Origin of the sequence: Pseudomonas sp. NPDC089406 (assembly GCF_044900265.1) — a bacterium.
Lineage (GTDB): Bacteria > Pseudomonadota > Gammaproteobacteria > Pseudomonadales > Pseudomonadaceae > Aquipseudomonas > Aquipseudomonas fakonensis.
Map to the genome: position 1 here is coordinate 15,884 of NZ_JBJDNC010000038.1, position 18,612 is coordinate 34,495.

Sequence of the window (18,612 nt, forward strand, 5' to 3'; positions counted from 1 at the left end):
TCAAGCCTCGCTCAGGCGCTGCAACTCACGGCGCACCATGGCAACAAAAGGTGGCGGGCTGAGCTGGTAAAGCTCGCCGGCCACCCAGGCCAGCCAGGCGCCCTGCAGCGCTTCACGACGCGCCAGCAGGCGCTGGGCCTGCTCGGTGGCCTGGGCCTGATGCTGGCTATGAAACTCGGCCCGCGACGCAGGCCCCGCCTCACTCATTCGCTGGCCTTGAAGGTGGTCAGCTCGCCTTTACGCCATTTGGCCACCTTGCCGGTCACCGCCTTGAGCAGTTTGCCCAGGCCTTCCGGCACCTGTTGCTGCGCCGCGAATACCAGCATCACGCCGTGCCCCTCGCGAAACACGATGCCATCGCCCTCGGGCGCCGAGACGAACGCGTAGTCGCCCTGGCCGTAAACGTTGAACTTGATCTCGCGAAAGCGCAGTTCCAGCTTGCCGCCTTCGCGGCTGGGCAGCACGGCGGCGCGGAAGTGGTCGCCCACCTTGAGCTCGAGCCGCTGCTTGTCATCCACCACCAGCGCATCGCCGGTGTCGATCTCGGCCATGTACAGGCCTTCGGGGCTCTGCTCGGTGACATAGACGAAACGCCCCTGAAACAGCTTGACCAGCTTGGCGCGCAGGTCGCCCAGGGCAAACAACGCATGGGTATCAAGAGTACTGACTGCCAATGAAAGGTTCCTCGCATCTGTAGCAAGCGGCCACTCGTATGCACCGCAGGGGTGGCCGCCGATGAAAAGTCAAAGTCCGATGGGCTTCACAGCCCGGCAACGAAGGATCCACGCGGCGCAAGCCTTGCGAGAACCGGGAAACGCTTCGCCAGTCCATCGCCCGGATGCGCGGGGTACGCTTCGGCATGATTCGGTAACGGGAAAATGTAATGACTGAAGGCCAAACCGTCGAAAAAGAAGCGGCAGACCACGTCAGCACCCTGCTCAGAACAGGGTCGCGATCATCACACGCGCATTACAGGGGGATGAATATGCACGAAAACACTGAAATCCGTCGAGAGGCACAACGCAATTCCTGGCCGGAAAAACCCCGTTTTATTGTCATCCCCGCCGGAATCGCCTTCTACCACGTCACTGACAGTTGCACCGGCAGGGTCAAGGGGTTTCGCAGGCGCCACGAAGATGCCTGCGAGCTGGCACGTCACCTGGAAAGCTGAGCGCGTGCTCAGTCAAGGCCGGGTTCGGGGCGGTAACCCAGGCGCAAGCCACCCCAATGCCGGCCCTGAACGAAGATAGGCACCGACAGGTCATGCATCAGCTCGCCGGTGTCACGGGTATAGGTTTGCAGCAACACCCGCTGCTGATGGCTGCCACAGCGAATGCCGGTGCGGTCGTCAAAGGTGCGCTTGCTACGGTTGTGGGCAGTATCGTGCACCGGGTCGCCGGTCAACGGTTGATTGAAAGCATTGTTGTGGGTCGGCACATAGCCTTGCGGGGTGCAGGCGATGGCATACACCAGCCCCTCATGCTGCAGCAGCGGCTCCTGAATGTGCGGCAGCACGGTATCGGTGTACTGGTCGAAGCGGGTGCTGAAACGCGGCGGCTGCATGCCGGCAATCGGCCGGTACTGGCGGTCGAACAGGTCATCCAGTGTCACCCTGCCCTGCTGGATATCCGCCTCGAAGCGCTCGCCGATCTGCCGGGCACCGGCCTGGGCCAGTTCGAACACCCGCTGGTGGTAGGCATCCAGCCCGACTTCGGCCAGCCGTTCGCTCAAACCCTCCACCTGGCCCTCCATCTGCACCGCTGCCTTGGCCAGGCGACGGGTCTGCTGGTCGCTCACCTCCAGGTCGCTGCGTACCTGAGCCACCGCCTGGAACAGGGTATCGAGCTGGGCCCGGTTGGTATCGGTGCCTTCGGCGATCTCACTCACTTGCCCTTCGACACTGGCCGCCAGCTCGGCGATCTGCGCCAGTTGCCCGCCGGTGTGCTCCACCTGCTGCACACCGCTGCCCAGGTCATCGGCCAGCTCACGAATCTGCGCCACCACCTGGGCAGTACGCGCCTGGATGTCGGCGACCATCTGCCCCACCTCCTCGGTGGCGCTGGCGGTGCGCCCGGCAAGGCCGCGCACCTCGTCGGCGACCACGGCAAAACCGCGCCCGTGCTCACCGGCCCGCGCAGCTTCGATGGCGGCATTGAGTGCCAACAGGTTGGTCTGGCTGGCGATGGCCTGGATCACCAGGGTCACCCGGGCGATGTCTTCGCTGCGCTGGTGCAGCGCCTCGATCAGCTCGCGACTGGTGGTGGCGCGCACACTGAGGTCATGCATGCGCTGGATCGACTCGGCCAGCACCGCGCTGCCGGCCACGCTGCTGCCGTGGGCCTCACGCGCCGCCTGCAGTGCCTGCTGGCTAAGCTGGGCGCTGGCCTTTTCGGTGACGATCATCACCTCGGCGCTGCCGACGATGTCCTGCGCTGCGCCCAGCTGCGATTGCACCCGCGCCGCGAGCTGCTGCGCGGCATGGGCCACGGCAGCGGCCGACAGCGCGTTATGGCTGGTGCCCTTGGCCAGCTGACGAATCAGGTCGTCCTCCTGGGAAGCCTCGATTACCGGCACAGGGCGCGGAGCTTGCCGCCAGCGCGGCAACCACAGCACCAGCAATGCCAGGGGCACGGCCAGGTACAGCGCCTGGTCGACGAACGCCGTGGCGCACAGCAACGCACACAGCGCCACGCCCTGCAACAAAGCAAGGCTGCGCGTGGTACCCACCTGCGGCATTTCCGCGGGCGGCAGAGTTCCTTCTCGCATCATCTTCGTGGTCCATCGCATGTCGTTATTGTGACGCCATTAAACGCCACTACAACGCCACTATCCATACTCCCTTGGAAGTAAGGCGCCCACCCATGATGCACGACAAGAAAACACGAAGGCCCCAGGGATCGCTCCGTGGGGCCTTGGCTCAGGCTGTCGAGGTCAGACCTGCCGCTGGTGGCGGTCGAGCTGCTCGTGGCGCTCCTGGGCTTCGATGCAGTACTTGGTGGTCGGGCTGATCAGCAGGCGCTTCAGGCCGATCGGCTCGCCGCTGTCATCGCACCAGCCGAAGCTTTCGTCACCGATGCGGTCCAGCGCCATCTCCAACTGCGGCAGCAGGCGCTGGTCGCGGTCGATGGCGTTGACCAGCCAGGTGCGCTCCTCTTCCACCGAGGCCACATCGGCAGGGTCCGACGGGGTGTCCAGGCTTTCGATGGAGTTGCGGCTAAGCTCGATGCGCTCGTGGGTTTCGACTTTCATCGCCTGCAGCAGCGCGGTGAAGAACGCCAGCTGTTCGGCGTTCATGTAGTCATCGGCCGACATGGCCAGCAACTGTTCCTTGGTCATCGATTTCTCTATGAAAAAATGTGCATTGGGGCGATTCGGGTGCCAGCGATGACGCATCACCGCCGGCGGAATTTTTCAAGCGCCAACCGGCACTCTTTTACAGGGGGCGGCAGTCTAAGGTGCCAAGACGCGCCGGGCAACAGAAATGACGGGGCAATTGACCGAAATAGCCAGGAATCCGCCCATTGGTGCCTCATTCGCGCGCCTGGGAGGCGCCTTGGGGCAATATGCCGCAACAAATCTTGCGCTGTCAGCATTGAAGCGCCGCAGAACGCCGGGTGGTAGCTTGCTAGCGCACCCCTCCCGCCAAAAACCGGCCAGATGGGCATCCCGCAATCAAGGAATGCCCGCCCATGAACGACAACCTGCACCAGCGCCTGGCGCAATACAGCGCCCTGGACTGCGCGGTCGCCCGGCGCTTCAGCGACCGCCCGACCCTGCTCGATGCCGCCGCCCGGATACTCGACGAGCAGTGGCATGAACGCGGCCTCAGCCGGGCGCTCGACCCACAGGCCCTGTTCCTCGTCAGCAAGTACGGTAAATCCGACAATGGCTGGATACGCCCCTTGCAGCAGGTGCTGGTAGAGCGCTACTGCCGGCGCAAGACCCTCAACTTCAACGACGCCGACGACCACCTCAGCAGCCACCTGGACGGCAACCCGGCCTGGAAAGTGGATATCGACCTGCATGCGCTCGAACTGCTTGTCAACGAAACTGCGCCCCTGCTCATCGATACCTACAAACAGTTGCTGATCGACTACTGGACGCGCTTCGACAGCAGCGGGCAGACCCCCTGGGGCTGGTACGCCGGCTACCTGCAACAACGCCTGCAACAGCTCGTACAGCGCAGCCACAGGGAGTCGAGCCTGGCCGATTTCGCCCTGGCCACCGCCAACCTGGTGCAAGGCTATCCGGCTCCGGAGCAACGCCAAACCTGGCATCAGGGAGGGCTGACGGTGTCTCACCTGAGCATCGACTTCAGCGCCGATGACAGCCTTGATGTCGATCTCTCCAGCGCGGTGCTGATCGAGCACCAGGACCCCGACCCCACGCGCAACCTGGCGCTGCTTTACACCCTCAGCGGCCGGCTGCTCGGCTACGATTCGCGCCAGACGCTGCTGCAGGCCATGGCCAGGTCCTGGCCTGCAGCTGCCATCGCCAGCCCGCGCCTGGTCGATATCGTGCCAGCCACCGGCCAGGTATTCGAAACCCAGGCCCTCGGGCTGCTGCAACAGCAGTTGCGCCTGATCGACCACCTCACCCCGCAATATCACAGCAAGCTCGACGCGATAAGCCTGAGCCTGAACCTGGACCGCCTGAGCTCGCTGATCGACCTCTGTGACAGCAACGAAGAAACCCGCCGTCAACCGCTGATCGAGCAGTTGCCCGACTGGCTGCGCCAGGCGCAAAGCAAGCCGCTGATGCACTACAGCACCTTGCTGGTGGACGTTGCGCAAACCTATCAGGACAGCAACGGCCAGTTCTGGCTGGACGGTATCGACAGCGCCGAGGCTTTCGCCAACCAGCGCTTGAGCGAGCGTTTCGCCAAGGACCACCCCGAAGATGAACTTGCGCCCGAGCATGTGCAGGTGCTGAACCACCAGGTCATCGCCGCAGCTGGCGGCCAGGGCGATGTCGTGACATCGGGCGAAGTAACGACCGTCGAGTACACCCTGGCCCAACTGGCCATCGGCAACCTCGGCCTGCTCAGGCCCGGCCGCGTGGAACTGCGCAGCACCACCCCCGACCCGCTGCCCGAGTGGATGACCCAGGACTACCTGAGCCAGCTGGTCAGCGAACTGGACATCGCCAGCCAATACCCCGCGATGCTGCGGCGCAAGCTGCTGGACAACAGCCAACAGCGGCGCAATCGCGAGCAACTGCTGGCCGACCAGTTGCGCAGCCAACTGCCGGCGCTGGCCATGGAGCTTTACCTGCAAGGCAAACTGCCCGATCAGGCCATGAGTCAACAGGTTGCCGAGGTGTTCCGTGCAGCGAGCGACGAAGCCCAGCCACGCTGGGTGCTGCGCCCTCTGGGGTTCATCAAGCGCCCAGGCTCCTCGGTGGACCACCCGCGCAACACCTGGCTGATCGAGCCACTGCTGCCCAATGCCAGCCCGTGCCTGTTGTACCGCCCGCTGCACCAGGACAGCCTGCTGTATTACCCGGACCGCCTGGCGCTGTTCGTCGCCATCAGCACGCCAGGGCCCCTGCAGGACGACCTGTTGCAACGCCTGCCAGCCGAGGTGCGCCGCTTCTACAACCACGGCGGTTTTCTCGAGCCACACCTGGGCGTGCTGCTCGAGGACAGCCCCGCATTGCCGCTGGATACCCCGGCACCGGTCGCCCTGGCCGTTGAGGCTGCGGTCGAAAAACCGGGGGCCGCGCTGTACCTGGCGTGCGTGAACGAGTCGATCGCACGTTTCGAGGAACATGCCACAAGCACTTCACAAACGCGCTGGAACCGCTGGAAGGAACTTGGCTGGTTGCTGTTCATCACCCTGTTGCCCCTGGCCGGAAGCACCTTGGGCAAGGTCGCGTGGCTGGCCCAGATCGAAGTGGCACTGGCCGAGTACGTGAGCAGCGACAGCGAGCGCGAGCCACTGCGCCACGAGTTGGCACTGGTCGACCTGCTGGTGAACATCGCCATGCTGCTGTTCAGCCACTCGATCTTCCGCCTGCGCCTTGAGCAGCAGGAATCGCTGCCGGAGCTCACCCCGTCACCGCTCCTGCCGCAACCGGTCGAGCCGATCATCGAACGCAGTCACACAAACCCCACCCCCAACCTGGACTTCAGTTGGTCACGCCCAGGCTCGGCACTCGACACGACCCAACGCACGGCGCTGGATGCCCTGCGTGCCAAAGTCGATGTATCAACCTTGAAAACACCCGTGACCCACGGCAAGTTGCAAGGCCTTTACCTGCAGGATGACGCGTTGCATGCCGTGCTCGACGGTGCAGTCTACAAAGTGGCCCTGGATACCACGCAAGATCAGCTGCGTATCGTCGGCCCGAACGGCGAGCCTGGCCCTTGGCTGCGCTGCGACGAAGCAGGGCGCTGGCAGCTGGACCTGAGCCTGCGCCTCAAGGGCGGCATGCCACGTACGCAACGCCTGAAGCAGGTCCAGGAAGGCAAACAGGCCGAACTGGAAGCGCTGACAAAGCTGATTGCCGCCGATGACCAAGCCCAGGCGGCAAAAACGCTGGAACTGGCCACCATCAGCAAGCTGCTGCAATCAACGCTGGACGACAGCGCCCTGCTGGCCTGCACAGAAAAGCTCAAAGGGCTTTCCGACTTCTGGACCACCCGCCTGGAACGCATTCGCGCCCACAACGCCCTCAAGCCGGTCAAGCACTTCAAGACCGTCTGCGCCCACGCCATCTTCCACGACAGCGAATGCCACCGCATCATGAACCAGGCGCTGAAACAGCGTTATCAACCCAGTCGCGAGCAACTCCTGAGCATCGCCGAACAAAACGCCGACGGCGAGATGAGCCGCCAGGACATCGTCATCGCCACCCAACGCCTGAACATCCTGGGCCCGGTGCTGGACCAGGTGACCGAAAACATCGCCCGCATACGCCTGCGCCAGAACGAACTGAGCAGGATGGCCAACCCACGCCACCCGCAGATCGTCGAGTGGCACACCCTGGCACAGCGGCTTCCAACTCCGCTGACCAAGGACCTGTACCTGCGCTTCCTGCGCATGGAAACGCAAGTCAATCGCCTCACCCTGATCGAGGGTGTAGGCCACGAGGGCGCGTTCTGGCGGGACAAGTTCTGGGCCACGCTGCGCCTGACGGTCGCCCAGCGCAGCAAGCAGCTGCAGCTGGAAACCCCCGATCCGGAAGTCAGTGCCCGGCTGCTGCGCAGCATCAGGCTGCAGTTGCTGACCGCAGAACGCCAGTTCGAGATTTTTGCCGGGCAGTTGCCTGGCGATAGTGCGCGTCCAACCCTGCAAACATTGCGCACCGAGCTGAGCGCTCTGCTGGGCGAAATCACCCAGGACCTTGCAGAGCTTCCCGACTACCCGCCCCTCAGAACCTTCAGGCAGTTGCATGCCAGGCTGCCGGCCCTGATCGACACCCGTGACCATGGCCTGCTGCTGGCCGAGCCCCGCGCCGACGATGCCAACACCGTCGACATTCCCGGCCCCGATGCCAAGACCCCGGGCCGCACCTACCACCTCAAGCATGGCGACTGGGTAGAGGTGCAAACCGCCAAGCCGGCAGTCGCCCCCGTCAAGCGCAGCCTCAAACGCCTGCTCAAGGACAGTGGTTCACTGCTGAGCGGCGCGCGCGCCGAACTGGCTAACCTGCAAAAGGCCAGCGACCGCTATCTGCCGATCGAGATCGAGGAGTCGGCGCTGCACCAGCGCCAGTGCCTGCTGAACCAGGCCGACGCCATTGAGGCGCGCCTGACCGAGGACAACCAGACCGATGAAGCCCGCCAGGGGCAGGACGCCGAAGGCGTGGCGAAATCACTGCGTGATCTGGCCACGCAGTTGCAAGCACAGGCCGCAGCCCTGCGCATTGATGCTGCGCTGGCGCAAAAGCCCAGAATGGCCGAGGTGCAGTTTTTGATCGACCAGGGCGAAGTCCAGGTACACACCTCGGGGCCGCGCAAGCGCCTGGCCAAGGTCAAGGGGCGCCCGGATGATTTTCTCGACGAATACACCATCGCCCACCGCGGCAATGTGCTGTGGTACGCGCACTTTCACTACCCGGCGATGGATACCGCCAAGGCCGAGTTCACGGCCGGGCATTTGAAAACCGCAGCGCAGCGCCATGCCAGCGGCAACGCAGACGTGTATCGCGCACCGGTCAGCAGCAGCGATGCCGAGCGGTATTTCTTCGGGCACTGATTACCCAGGCCGGGGTTATTTCGAGTAGGGCAACGACCTCACTGGGCCTGTACCGGCCTCATCGCCGGCAAGCCGGCTCCTACAGGTACCGCGCAGGTTTCAAGGCTATGCGATCCCTGTGGGAGCGGGCTTGCCCGCGAACACGGGCGAAGCCCGTGCCAAGCCGCGCCGCGCCTGCAACGCCTCAACGGTCCTTGAACTGCGCCTCGCGCTTGGCGATGAACGCTGCCATGCCCTCTTTCTGGTCCTCGGTGGCGAACGCGGCATGGAACACCCGGCGCTCGAAACGCACACCCTCGCTGAGGGTGACTTCGAATGCGCGGTTGACGCTCTCCTTGACCATCATGCTCACCGGGATCGACTTGGCAGCAATGGTCGCGGCCACTTTCAGCGCCTCCTCCACAAGTTCCGCCTGCGGCACGATGCGCGCCACCAGCCCGGCACGCTCGGCTTCCTCGGCGCCCATCAACCGGCCAGTCAGGCACAGCTCCATGGCCTTGGCCTTGCCCACCGCACGGGTCAGGCGCTGGGTACCGCCCATGCCCGGCAGTACCCCGAGGTTGACTTCCGGCTGGCCGAACTTCGCGTTGTCGGCAGCAAGAATGAAGTCGCACATCATCGCCAGCTCGCAGCCGCCGCCCAAGGCAAAGCCCGACACCGCCGCAATGATCGGCTTGCGCCGGTTGGCGATGCGGTCGGCGTCGCTGAACAGGTCGTCGACGTAGATCTGCGGGTATTTGAGCTCGGCCATTTCCTTGATGTCGGCACCGGCCGCAAAGGCCTTGGCCGAGCCGGTCAGCACCACGCAGCCAATGTTCGGGTCACGCTCAAGCTGGTCCAGGGCCTGGTTGATCTCGGCAACGATCTGCGCGTTCAGCGCGTTCAGCGCCTGGGGGCGGTTGAGGGTGATCAGGCCGACCTTGCCGTGGATGTCCAGCAGGATGGTTTCGAATGCCATGCAGGTTGCTCCTTCAAAGGTTGCGCGCAATGACCATGCGCTGAATATCGCTGGTGCCTTCGTAGATCTGGCACACCCGCACGTCGCGGTAGATGCGCTCCAGCGGGAAGTCGCTCAGGTAGCCATAACCGCCCAGGGTCTGCAAGGCGTCCGAGCAGACCTTTTCGGCCATTTCCGAGGCGAACAGCTTGGCCATCGACGCCTCCACCAGGGCCGGGTGCCCGGCGTCGCGCAGGGCCGCAGCGTGCAGCACCATCTGCCGGGCCACGGCAATCTTCGTCGCCATGTCGGCCAGGCGGAAGGCCACTGCCTGGTGTTCGATCAGCGCCTTGCCGAAGCTCTGGCGTTCGTTGGCGTAGTCGCGAGCCACCTCGAACGCCGCGCGGGCCATGCCCACCGCCTGCGAGGCGATGCCGATACGCCCGCCTTCGAGGTTGGCCAGGGCGATCTTGTAGCCCTGCCCCTCCTCGCCCAGGCGGTTGGCCAGCGGCACCCGCACATTGTCGAAAACGATCTGGCAGGTGTCGGAGGCGTGCTGGCCGAGTTTGTCCTCGACCCGCGCCACCTGGTAGCCCGGCGTGTCGGTGGGCACGATGAAGGCGCTGATGCCGCGCTTGCCGGCCTCGGGGTCGGTGACGGCGAACACGATCACCACCCCGGCGTTCTGCCCGGAGGTAATGAACTGCTTGCTGCCGTTGAGCACGTAGTGCTCGCCGTCCAGCCGCGCGCGGGTTTTCAGGCTGCTGGCGTCGGAGCCGGCCTGCGGCTCGGTGAGGGCGAAGGCGCCAAGCATCGCACCCGTGGCCAACGGTGTAAGAAACTGCTGCTTCTGCGCCTCGCTGCCGAACTTGAGAATCGGCACACAGCCCACCGAGTTGTGCACGCTCATGATGGTCGAACAGGCCCCGTCACCGGCGGCGATCTCTTCCAGGGCCATGGCGTAGGCCACATAGCCGGTGTCGCTGCCACCGTATTGCTCCGGCACCAGCATGCCGAACAGGCCCAGTTCGGCCATCTCTTCAATGGCTTCCTTCGGGAAGCGATGGGCTTTGTCCCACTGCTCGGCGAAGGGCTTCAGGCGTTCCTGGGCAAACCCGCGCACGGCATCGGCGATTTGTTGTTGCTCGTCAGTTACCAGCATGGTTCACCTCAGTACAGGCATTCGACGGCCATGGCCGTGGCCTCGCCACCGCCAATGCAGATGGCCGCCACGCCACGGCGCAGGTTGTTCTGGCGCAGGGCCGACAGCAGGGTTACCAGAATGCGCGCGCCCGAGGCGCCGATCGGGTGGCCCAGGGCGCAGGCGCCGCCGTGAATGTTGACCTTGTCGTGGGGCAGGTCGAGGTGCTTCATGGCCGCCAGGGTGACCACGGCAAATGCCTCGTTGATCTCGAACAGATCGACCTCGGCCAGGTTCCAGCCGGTGCGTTTCATCAGTTTGTCGATGGCGCCAATCGGCGCGGTGGGGAACAGCGCCGGGGTGTCGGCGAATGCGGCGTGGCCATGGATCAGCGCCAACGGCTTGAGCCCGCGTTTTTCCGCTTCGCTACGGCGCATCAGCACCAGGGCCGCAGCGCCATCGGAGATCGAGCTGGAGTTAGCTGCGGTTACCGTGCCGCCTTCGCGGAACGCAGGTTTGAGCTGCGGGATCTTGTCCAGGCGCGCCTTGGGCGGCTGCTCGTCGTCCTTGATGACGCGCTTCTCTTTGCCCTCGGTGACTTCCACCGCAACGATCTCGGCAGCGAAGCGGCCGCTGCTGATTGCCTCTTGCGCACGGGTCAGCGAAGCGATGGCGAAGTTGTCCTGGGCCTCACGGCTGAAGCCGCCGTTCTGCGCGCAGTCCTCGGCAAAGGTGCCCATCAGCCGGCCTTTGTCGTAGGCGTCTTCCAGGCCGTCCATGAACATGTGGTCGATGATCTTGCCGTGGCCCATGCGGTAGCCGCCGCGGGCCTTGTCCAGCAAGTATGGGGCGTTGGTCATGCTCTCCATGCCGCCCGCAACGATCACCTGCGCGCTGCCGGCCAGCAGTTGGTCATGGGCGAGAATCGCCGCCTGCATGCCCGAGCCGCACATCTTGTTCAGCGTGGTGCAGGGGGTGTGCTTGCCCAGCCCGGCGCCGAGGGCCGCCTGGCGTGCAGGTGCCTGGCCCTGGCCGGCGGGCAGCACGCAGCCGAACAGCACTTCATCGACGCTGGCCGCCTCGAGGCCGGCGCGCTCCACGGCCGCGCGAATCGCCGCGCTGCCCAGTTGCGCCGCGGTCAGGCTTTTCAGGTCACCCTGCAGGCCGCCCATGGGCGTGCGCACGGCGCTGACGATAACGATCGGGTCATTGGCGAGGGTCATGTTCTGTACTCCTTACTTGGCAGCCATGCGCAGCGCGCCGTCGAGGCGAATCACCTCGCCGTTGAGCATGCTGTTCTCGATGATGTGACGGGCCAGCGCAGCGTATTCCTGCGGGCGGCCCAGGCGTGGCGGGAACGGCACCCCGGCCGACAGCGAAGCACGTACCTCATCGGTCATGCCGGCCATCATCGGGGTTTCGAAAATACCTGGGGCAATGGTCATCACGCGGATGCCGAAGCGCGCCAGTTCACGGGCGGCCGGCAAGGTCAGGCTGGCGATCGCGCCCTTGGAGGCAGCATAGGCGGCCTGGCCGATCTGCCCGTCGTAGGCGGCGATGGAGGCGGTGTTGATGATCACCCCGCGCTCACCGCCCTCGTTCGCCGGCCCTTCGGCCATGGCTGCAGCGGCCAGGCGCAGCAGGTTGAAACTGCCGACCAGGTTGACGTTGATCACCTTGGCGAAGCTGGCCAGCCCGTGCGGGCCGTGCTTGCCCAGGACCTTTTCAGCACCGACGATACCAGCGCAATTGACCAGCCCGTGCAGGCTGCCAAAGGCGCTGACGGCGGCATCCACCGCCGCCTGGGCGGCCTGTTCGTCACTGATGTCGGCCACCACAAAGCGGGCGTTGCTGCCCAGCTCGCGAGCCTTGGCCTCGACGGCGGCGGCGTTCAGGTCCACCAGCATCACCTTGGCGCCGGCCTCGATGAGCATCTGCGCGGTGGCGGCGCCCAGGCCCGAAGCCGCGCCGCTGACAATGAAGTTGCTGTTCTGGATGTGCATGTCGTTGTTCCTTCAGGCGCCCGCAGCGATCGGCTGCGCGGCTTGTTGTTGGGCGATTTCCTGGTTGCGCAGGATGAACCGCTGCAGCTTGCCGCTCGGGGTCTTGGGCAGCTCGCTGACGAATTCGATTTCACGCGGGTAGGCGTGGGCATAGAGGCGCTGGCGCACATGCTGGCGCAGGGCTTCTTCAAGCTCGGGGCTGCCAGCAAAGCCCTGGGCCAGCACCACGAAGGCCTTGATCAGCTCGGTGCGTTCCGGGTCGGGCTTGCCGATGACCGCAGCCTCGACCACCGCCGGGTGTTCGATCAACGCGCTTTCCACATCGAACGGGCCAACCCGGTAACCGGAGGTGGTGATCACATCGTCACTGCGGCCAACGAAGCTGATGCTGCCATCGGGGTTGAGCTCGACGGTGTCGCCGGACAGGTAGTAGCGGCCAACGAAGGCTTTGGTCGGCAAACCGTGATACCCGCCGAACCAGCACAACGGCGACTGCTCGCGGTCCACTGCCAGAATGCCCGGCTGGCCGACAGGCAACTCATTACCCTGCCCGTCGACCACCACGATGCGGTGGCCGGGGATGGCAAAACCGGCCGACCCCGGGCGCACCGGGTGGGCCAGGGCGTGGTGGTTGCACAGCACCATACCCAGCTCGGTCTGCCCGTAATGGTCATGAATGGTCACCCCGAGTTCGTCGGCGAACCAGCGGATCACTTCGGGGTTGAGCGGCTCGCCCGCGCTGCTGACCACCCGCAGGCGGCCCTTGATGGGTGCGGCGAACGCCTCACCTGCTGCAATCAGCAGGCGGTAGGCGGTGGGTGAGCCGGCCAGGTTGGTGATGCCCAGCTTGTCGATGACCCGCGCGCAGCTTTCGACGCTGAACGGCCCGTCATAAAAGGTGGTGGCGTGGCCCAGGGACAGTGGCCCGGTGACCGCGTAATACAGGCCATAGGCCCAGCCTGGGTCGGCCAGGTTCCAGAAGTTGTCATCAGGGCGCAGGCCGACGGCGTCACGCATGTAACCCTGGAAAGCGACGATGGCCCGCAGCGGGACTTCCAGTGGTTTGGCAGGCCCTGTGGTGCCGGAGGTGAACATCAGCAGGAACGGGTCATCGCCTGTGCGCAGCACCGGTTCGCAGTGCGTCTCGGCGGCCTCCAGGGCCGTATGGAAATCCAGCGCTCCGGCCGTCGCGCCGACGGTAATCACCGCCGGGCAACCGGCAACGTCATCGAGCTTGGAACGGTTGTGGCGGTCGGTGACCACCACCCGGGCATGGGATTGTTCCAGACGGTGTTCGATGGCCTTGGGCCCGAAGGCGGTGAACAGCGGCTGGTACACCGCCCCCAGGCGCCAGGTGGCAAGAATGGTCACCAGCAGTTCGGGGGTACGCGGCATCAGCCCGGCAACCCGGTCACCCGCCCCAACCCCCTGGGCCTTGAGCACATTGGCAAAGCGCGCGGCAAGCCCCTGCAACTGGTCAAAGCTGTAGCGGCCACCCTTGCCGTCGCGGTCTTCAAAGACCAGCGCCAGCCGGCCACTGCCAACATGCCGGTCACAGCATTCAACACAGGCGTTGAGGGCATCGAGCTGGCCATGCAGGGCGTTATCGGCTGCCGCCCTGTAGTCGAAGGCTCGGGCGGCCTCGGCGTAATTACGCATCGTCGGACTCCTGGTTTCTTATTGTTGGAGTGCACCATCGGTCCGACGATGTTCGCGCCGCTCATCCGCCCCGGCAATGGCCAAAGGCGTCAATCTGGATGACCGGTTTGGCCGCAGGGCTTATCAGGCCTGGCCCCGCTCGCGGCCGCCGAGCAATTGCCGGGTCAGTTCCTGGAACAGCGCCAGGCGGTCGGTCTGCTCGTCGACCTGCAAGGTCTCCAACTGCAGGTCGTACTCGTCCACCAGCAGTTGCCCACGTTGGCCCTCCAGCACCTGACGGCGCGCCACATACACCTGCTCCAGCTCGGCAAATGCCTCGCTGTGCCACTCCTGCAGGTACAGTTGCCAGAAACGGCGCTGGCTCAAGCTTTCGGCCAATGCGCCTGGCGTCTCGGCGGCACGCACGGCCTGGTAGGCGTCTTCGAGCTGCGTGGCCGTCACTTCGGCGGCATCGGCGTAGTGCATGAAGTGGGCCTGGCCAGGCAATGCCAGGCGCTCGCGCAGGCGCACCCGGTAGAACAGGCTCAGGGCCTGCTGGTCGACGGTTTCACGGGCGTCGATACGCTGGCGAATGTCCTGCAGGGCAATACGCTCCACCCGCTCCAGCCGAAACAGGCCACGCCCCAGCGCCAGCAAGTCATTGCCACGCTCATGCCGGGTATCGCGCTCGGCGGCGTCCACCCGCAGGCGCACCTGCAGTTCGGCGAAACGCTCGGCCACCGTGTTGGTGCAGGTCAGCGGCGTATTTGCCAGGGTGAACACCTGCGTGCGCAGCCCGGTGCTGTCGCGCAGCCCTTCGAGCAAAGCCCAGACTCGCTGGCCCAGCGCCTGCCGGGCCTCGGTGTAATCACGCACGTGCTCCAGCAGGCCAAGCAGCTTGAGCAGCCCGGCGCTGTCCGGCAGGGCCACGACACTGTCCCAAAGGGAGCTGCGGGCCACCTGCGACGCCTGTTCGACGTCGCTCAACCACGCCGCCCGGGTCGCGGCATTGTCGATCGTCCTTGGCAGTTCCGTCAGGTGCCCGTGCTCCTGAATCGTGTCGAGTGCGAACAAGCCACGCAGGTCTTGGTTGCGCAGCGGGTTGCCCGACACCAGGAAGGAACGCCGATAAGCGTGGGGCATACCCAGTACCGAATCGGGCACATGGACCAACTGGTTGTCGCGCAAATCGGCGCGCTCAAGCAAACCGCACAGCTCGATACCGGACGGAAACGCCCCCAGGCGACAGGCGCGCAGGTTCAACTCCATCAGATGCGGCAACTGGTTGTAGCGCATCGCGTACGCCCCCAGCGGGTTATAGGCCAGGTCCAGATGGCTCAGGCCGGGCAGCCCGCCAAGCGCCTGCAGCGCAGCGTTGTCCAGGCGGATGCTGTTGTGTGCCAGGCGCAGCCTGCGCAGGTCGGTCAGATAGGCGATACCGCTGGGCACCCGCAGCAGCCTGTTGCGGCTCAGGTTCAGCTCGCGCAATGCCGTGAAGGCCTGCAGGAAATCGCTGTGCACCACGTTGACCGGGGTTTCGTTCATCACCAGCACGGTCACCCGGGAAAACTCCACCTGCGCAGGCAACGCCGGCAGCGTCGTCACCTGCAACCCGCTGAGGCTCAGGCGCAAACCTTCAACCCGGCCGTCCTCACCCCTGACCGCTTCGCCTTGCAGCCGCCAGGCCCGGCGCAAGCGTTCGGCCAGGCGTTGGCGCACGGCTCGGCGGGCATCGTTCAACTCGGCGCCGACCCAATTGCGCAGGTGCTGGTCGAGCTGCTGGTAATCATCTTCCAGCTCTGCCAGCAGGCTATAGGCCGACCCTTCGGTTTGCAGCAAACGCTCCAGTTCAGCGTCCAGCTGTTGCTCGTCGAGCCCGGGGTAAAGGCTGCGCAGCCGCTGGCGCAGCATCGAGCGAGGGGTTTGCACCCCCTCCCCCCGGCCACTGAGCAAGTAACCCACCCGCCCATCGGCCAGGCGCTGGCCGGGGTTGAACCAGGGCGTCTGCTCCTGCCAGCCAAGCAAGCGCATGCGCTCGCCGCGGGTGGCCGGCAACTGCGCAAGCAGCAGCTCGCGCAACGAGGTACTCGGTGCTGCCTGGCTCAAGCCCAGGGCTTTGCGCTGCGAGGCAGAAAGCGCAGCGGTGATCGCCTCGAAAATACCGCCAGGCTCCCCGGCCTGGGTCTTGAGCAGCTGCAAGCGCTCGTCGTACAGCGCCACCCGCCCCGATTCGCGCAACAGCCGAATCACGGGCGCCGTGGCTCCTGGCGTTTCGAAACGTGCCAGCACCTCGCCAAACCCGGTCTCCTTGCGCAACTCCAGGCGCAACGCGTCCGGTTTGACCGGCAACCGCCCAAGCAAGGCCACCGCCAACCGGTCGCTGTCGTTGCTGTACTCACTGTCCAGGTACAACCCTTCCATCACGCGGCTCAGGTTGGCCAGTTGCAACAATGAGCGCGCCTTGCTGGCCAGTGCCAACGGCAACTTGCCTTCGGCCTTGACCAGCAAGGCTTGGGCGTCACTGGCCTCAGCCACCACCTCGGCGGCGTAAGCATCCGAAAGGCCCGGGAAGTCACGACGTACCAGCTGCAACAGTGGGCTGTCGGCAACCACCGCCTTGCTCAGGTGGGCGAACAGGTGGGGGCGCAAGCTCTGCTCACGGGCCAGCAACCGCGCGCTCAATGTCTTTTCGTCAAGCCCCTGGGTACCGGGCTGGGTCAGACACCAGTCCTGGATTTCCCGGTCGTCATTGACCCACGCAGGGTCCCACAGGCTTGCGAAAAACGCGTCAATACGCTGCCTGGCCTGCAGGCGCCGGATGGCCTCGCGCAGGTTGACCGGCAGTTTGCGGTTCTCCACCAGCAACCCGCGCAAGGCGTCCGCGTCCATGCCGGCGACATCCAGCACCTGGCGAGCCTGTTGCGCCGTCCAACCTTGTGCCAGGGGCCACAGGCGCTCGAGCATGCGTGCCGGGTCGTCCCACTCCAGCGGCCGCTCCCGGAGCAAGCGCCAACCGCGTTCACCATTGCCCAGCAACGCTGGCCCGTAGGCGTTTTCACGCAAGGGGTGACGCAACCGCCAAGGCCCTGACGGCACAGGCCGATGCACCCGGTAGAACGTGCCATCGATATGTACCCAACGCCGGGCACCCTTGCCATACAACCCGTCGTCCTGCAGCACGGCATCGCCGGTCGCGTCGGCATAGGGGGCCAGGTCATTCGACCACAGGCGCAGAGCTTGTTCCGACGTGGCCACAGGCTCCAGGCCATCGACGAAGGCACTACGGGCAAAGCCCCGTGCCACGATGCTGGTGCCACCGGCTACCGCCGCCGCGACGGCCAGGCTCTCGGCCACACCCAGCAGGTGCTCCAGTGCTTCATGCTGATGGCCATGCGCCCAGTCTTCGACCCCTTCATACACTTGCACCAGTGTCTGCGCCACCAACTGCCCAAGCAGCACGGCGCCAATCACCGGAATGAAGAAGCCGGCCAGGTTGACGATCGTAAGCCCAGCGGTCTCCCAGGCCTCGAGCCGCGCCGTGGCGGCCTTGGCATCGACCTCGGCGCTCGGCACCAGCAGCAACCGGGCATCATCCTTGACCCGTTTTACCTGCGCGCTGACCAGGTCGCCGAATGCATCAACGGTCGCTACCCGGCCAGGTTCCAGGTCGGGCTTGTCGTCTTTAAGTCGCGTGGTGAGTTTTTTCAGAAAACCAGGGCGATCGGCCAACCTGATCAACTGGCTGAAAAAGCCGCGAAACGCCGACCCGCGCAGCTCCCCGACCAACGCCTCAGCCATTGCATCCAATGACTGGAAATGCCGCAGCGCCCGGGTCGGGTGGCTGGGCAGGTACAGCACCACGCCCTCATCCTTGCCACCTGCGCCAACCAAGGACACCAGCAACGCGTCCGCCACCTGGCAACCGAGCACCTTGAGCATGGCAGGCTGTGCACGCAGTTCGCCGCTCGCCAGGTCATCGCTGCCATCGGCCAGGTGGCCCATGGCGATCCGCTGCACCGCCCCCAGGTGCCCCTGGAGGGTGGCAACCTCCAGCGCCAGCTTCATGCCTGCACGCTTGTCGGCGATCAGCAGCTTGCGTGCCGGTTCGTCGAACACCCCATCCAGACGCTTCAGGTACTCGCGCCCGACATCCAGCACACGGCAGGCTGCTGCCAGTGCTTGCGGGTCACTCGACAGCTCCTTGAAGCCGTTCTTCTTCACAAGCCCGGTGCCCTTGAAGAACGTAGCGCCGTGCTCGAAGTTCTGCATCAGGCGCAACAGGCCGGCCTGGCGCCGGTAGTCAGGCCCGTAGATCGGCCAAAGCGCCCCCGGCACACGGGTGAAACGGGGGGTCACATCGAGCCACTGCAGATCATCCAGCGAAACATCCTCAGGCAGCAGCTCGCCCAACCCTTCCTGAAATTTCTGCCGGGCAAATGCCTCCAGCGGGATCAGCGCCAGGGTTTTCTTGCGCAGCTGTTCCTGGCTTTGCCTGTGGGTGGTGAAACTGTCGCGCAGCTTGTTGATCTGCGCAGCCGATGCCTGCCTGAGCCAGGCGGGCAGCCGCTCACCGATGAATGCATCAGGTGCGTGGGCCAGGCGGTCGTTCACCGCCGTCGTGGAAGGGGGGGTAACGGAGGTCATGGTGCACCTTCACAGTAGGGTAGGAGCAGCCGAGGCTGACCCAACCGT

General features: G+C 65.1%; 12 protein-coding genes. 2 read left to right on the forward strand and 10 right to left on the reverse strand.

The window, feature by feature from the left end; genetic code table 11:
• Together ACI2KK_RS22870 and ACI2KK_RS22875 are read right to left on the reverse strand one after the other, a co-directional pair.
• Entirely contained in the window at positions 1-207 is a 207-nt protein-coding gene (locus ACI2KK_RS22870) for a hypothetical protein (protein WP_404670727.1), read from the reverse strand.
• Positions 204-674: a hypothetical protein gene (locus ACI2KK_RS22875; RefSeq protein WP_217839398.1), complete on the reverse strand. Its 471-nt coding sequence runs from the start codon at positions 672-674 to the stop codon at positions 204-206. The genes ACI2KK_RS22870 and ACI2KK_RS22875 overlap by 4 nt, the downstream gene beginning before the upstream one ends.
• Before the next feature lie 209 nt (positions 675-883).
• Between ACI2KK_RS22875 and ACI2KK_RS22880 the strand changes: the two genes are divergently transcribed.
• Entirely contained in the window at positions 884-1,171 is a 288-nt protein-coding gene (locus ACI2KK_RS22880; RefSeq protein ID WP_404670728.1) for a hypothetical protein, read from the forward strand.
• 8 nt (positions 1,172-1,179) lie between these two features.
• Here ACI2KK_RS22880 and ACI2KK_RS22885 read toward each other — a convergent pair whose 3' ends face one another.
• Both ACI2KK_RS22885 and ACI2KK_RS22890 read right to left on the reverse strand, forming a co-directional pair.
• The gene (locus tag ACI2KK_RS22885) at positions 1,180-2,787 is read right to left on the reverse strand and encodes a methyl-accepting chemotaxis protein (RefSeq protein ID WP_404670729.1); all 1,608 of its coding nucleotides are present in this window, start codon (positions 2,785-2,787) and stop codon (positions 1,180-1,182) included.
• Positions 2,788-2,931: 144 nt separating this feature from the next.
• Complete coding sequence (locus ACI2KK_RS22890) at positions 2,932-3,336, reverse strand: TraR/DksA family transcriptional regulator (protein ID WP_217839401.1); 405 nt, start codon at positions 3,334-3,336, stop codon at positions 2,932-2,934.
• A gap of 353 nt (positions 3,337-3,689) precedes the next feature.
• Between ACI2KK_RS22890 and ACI2KK_RS22895 the strand changes: the two genes are divergently transcribed.
• Positions 3,690-8,201 carry a hypothetical protein gene (locus tag ACI2KK_RS22895; protein WP_404670730.1) on the forward strand — a complete coding sequence of 1,504 codons (4,512 nt, stop codon included), beginning with the start codon at positions 3,690-3,692 and terminating at the stop codon, positions 8,199-8,201.
• A gap of 184 nt (positions 8,202-8,385) precedes the next feature.
• On the opposite strand, the gene ACI2KK_RS22900 is transcribed toward ACI2KK_RS22895, so the two are convergent.
• The 6 genes from ACI2KK_RS22900 to ACI2KK_RS22925 all read right to left on the reverse strand — a co-directional run bounded on the left by ACI2KK_RS22900 (position 8,386) and on the right by ACI2KK_RS22925 (position 18,564).
• Complete coding sequence (locus ACI2KK_RS22900) at positions 8,386-9,159, reverse strand: enoyl-CoA hydratase (protein ID WP_404670731.1); 774 nt, start codon at positions 9,157-9,159, stop codon at positions 8,386-8,388.
• A 13-nt stretch (positions 9,160-9,172) separates the two neighbouring features.
• A complete protein-coding gene (locus ACI2KK_RS22905; protein WP_404670732.1) occupies positions 9,173-10,300 on the reverse strand; it encodes an acyl-CoA dehydrogenase in 1,128 nt (375 codons plus the stop codon).
• An 8-nt stretch (positions 10,301-10,308) separates the two neighbouring features.
• Positions 10,309-11,502 (reverse strand): acetyl-CoA C-acyltransferase, encoded by a 1,194-nt coding sequence (locus ACI2KK_RS22910; protein WP_404670733.1) that lies wholly within the window; start codon positions 11,500-11,502, stop codon positions 10,309-10,311.
• A 12-nt stretch (positions 11,503-11,514) separates the two neighbouring features.
• Positions 11,515-12,282, reverse strand: a complete 768-nt coding sequence (locus ACI2KK_RS22915; protein WP_404670734.1) for an SDR family NAD(P)-dependent oxidoreductase — start codon at positions 12,280-12,282, stop codon at positions 11,515-11,517.
• A gap of 12 nt (positions 12,283-12,294) precedes the next feature.
• Positions 12,295-13,941 (reverse strand): AMP-binding protein, encoded by a 1,647-nt coding sequence (locus ACI2KK_RS22920; protein ID WP_404670735.1) that lies wholly within the window; start codon positions 13,939-13,941, stop codon positions 12,295-12,297.
• Positions 13,942-14,064: 123 nt separating this feature from the next.
• Positions 14,065-18,564: an NEL-type E3 ubiquitin ligase domain-containing protein gene (locus ACI2KK_RS22925; RefSeq protein WP_404670736.1), complete on the reverse strand. Its 4,500-nt coding sequence runs from the start codon at positions 18,562-18,564 to the stop codon at positions 14,065-14,067.
• Between the last annotated feature and the right edge of the window lie 48 nt (positions 18,565-18,612).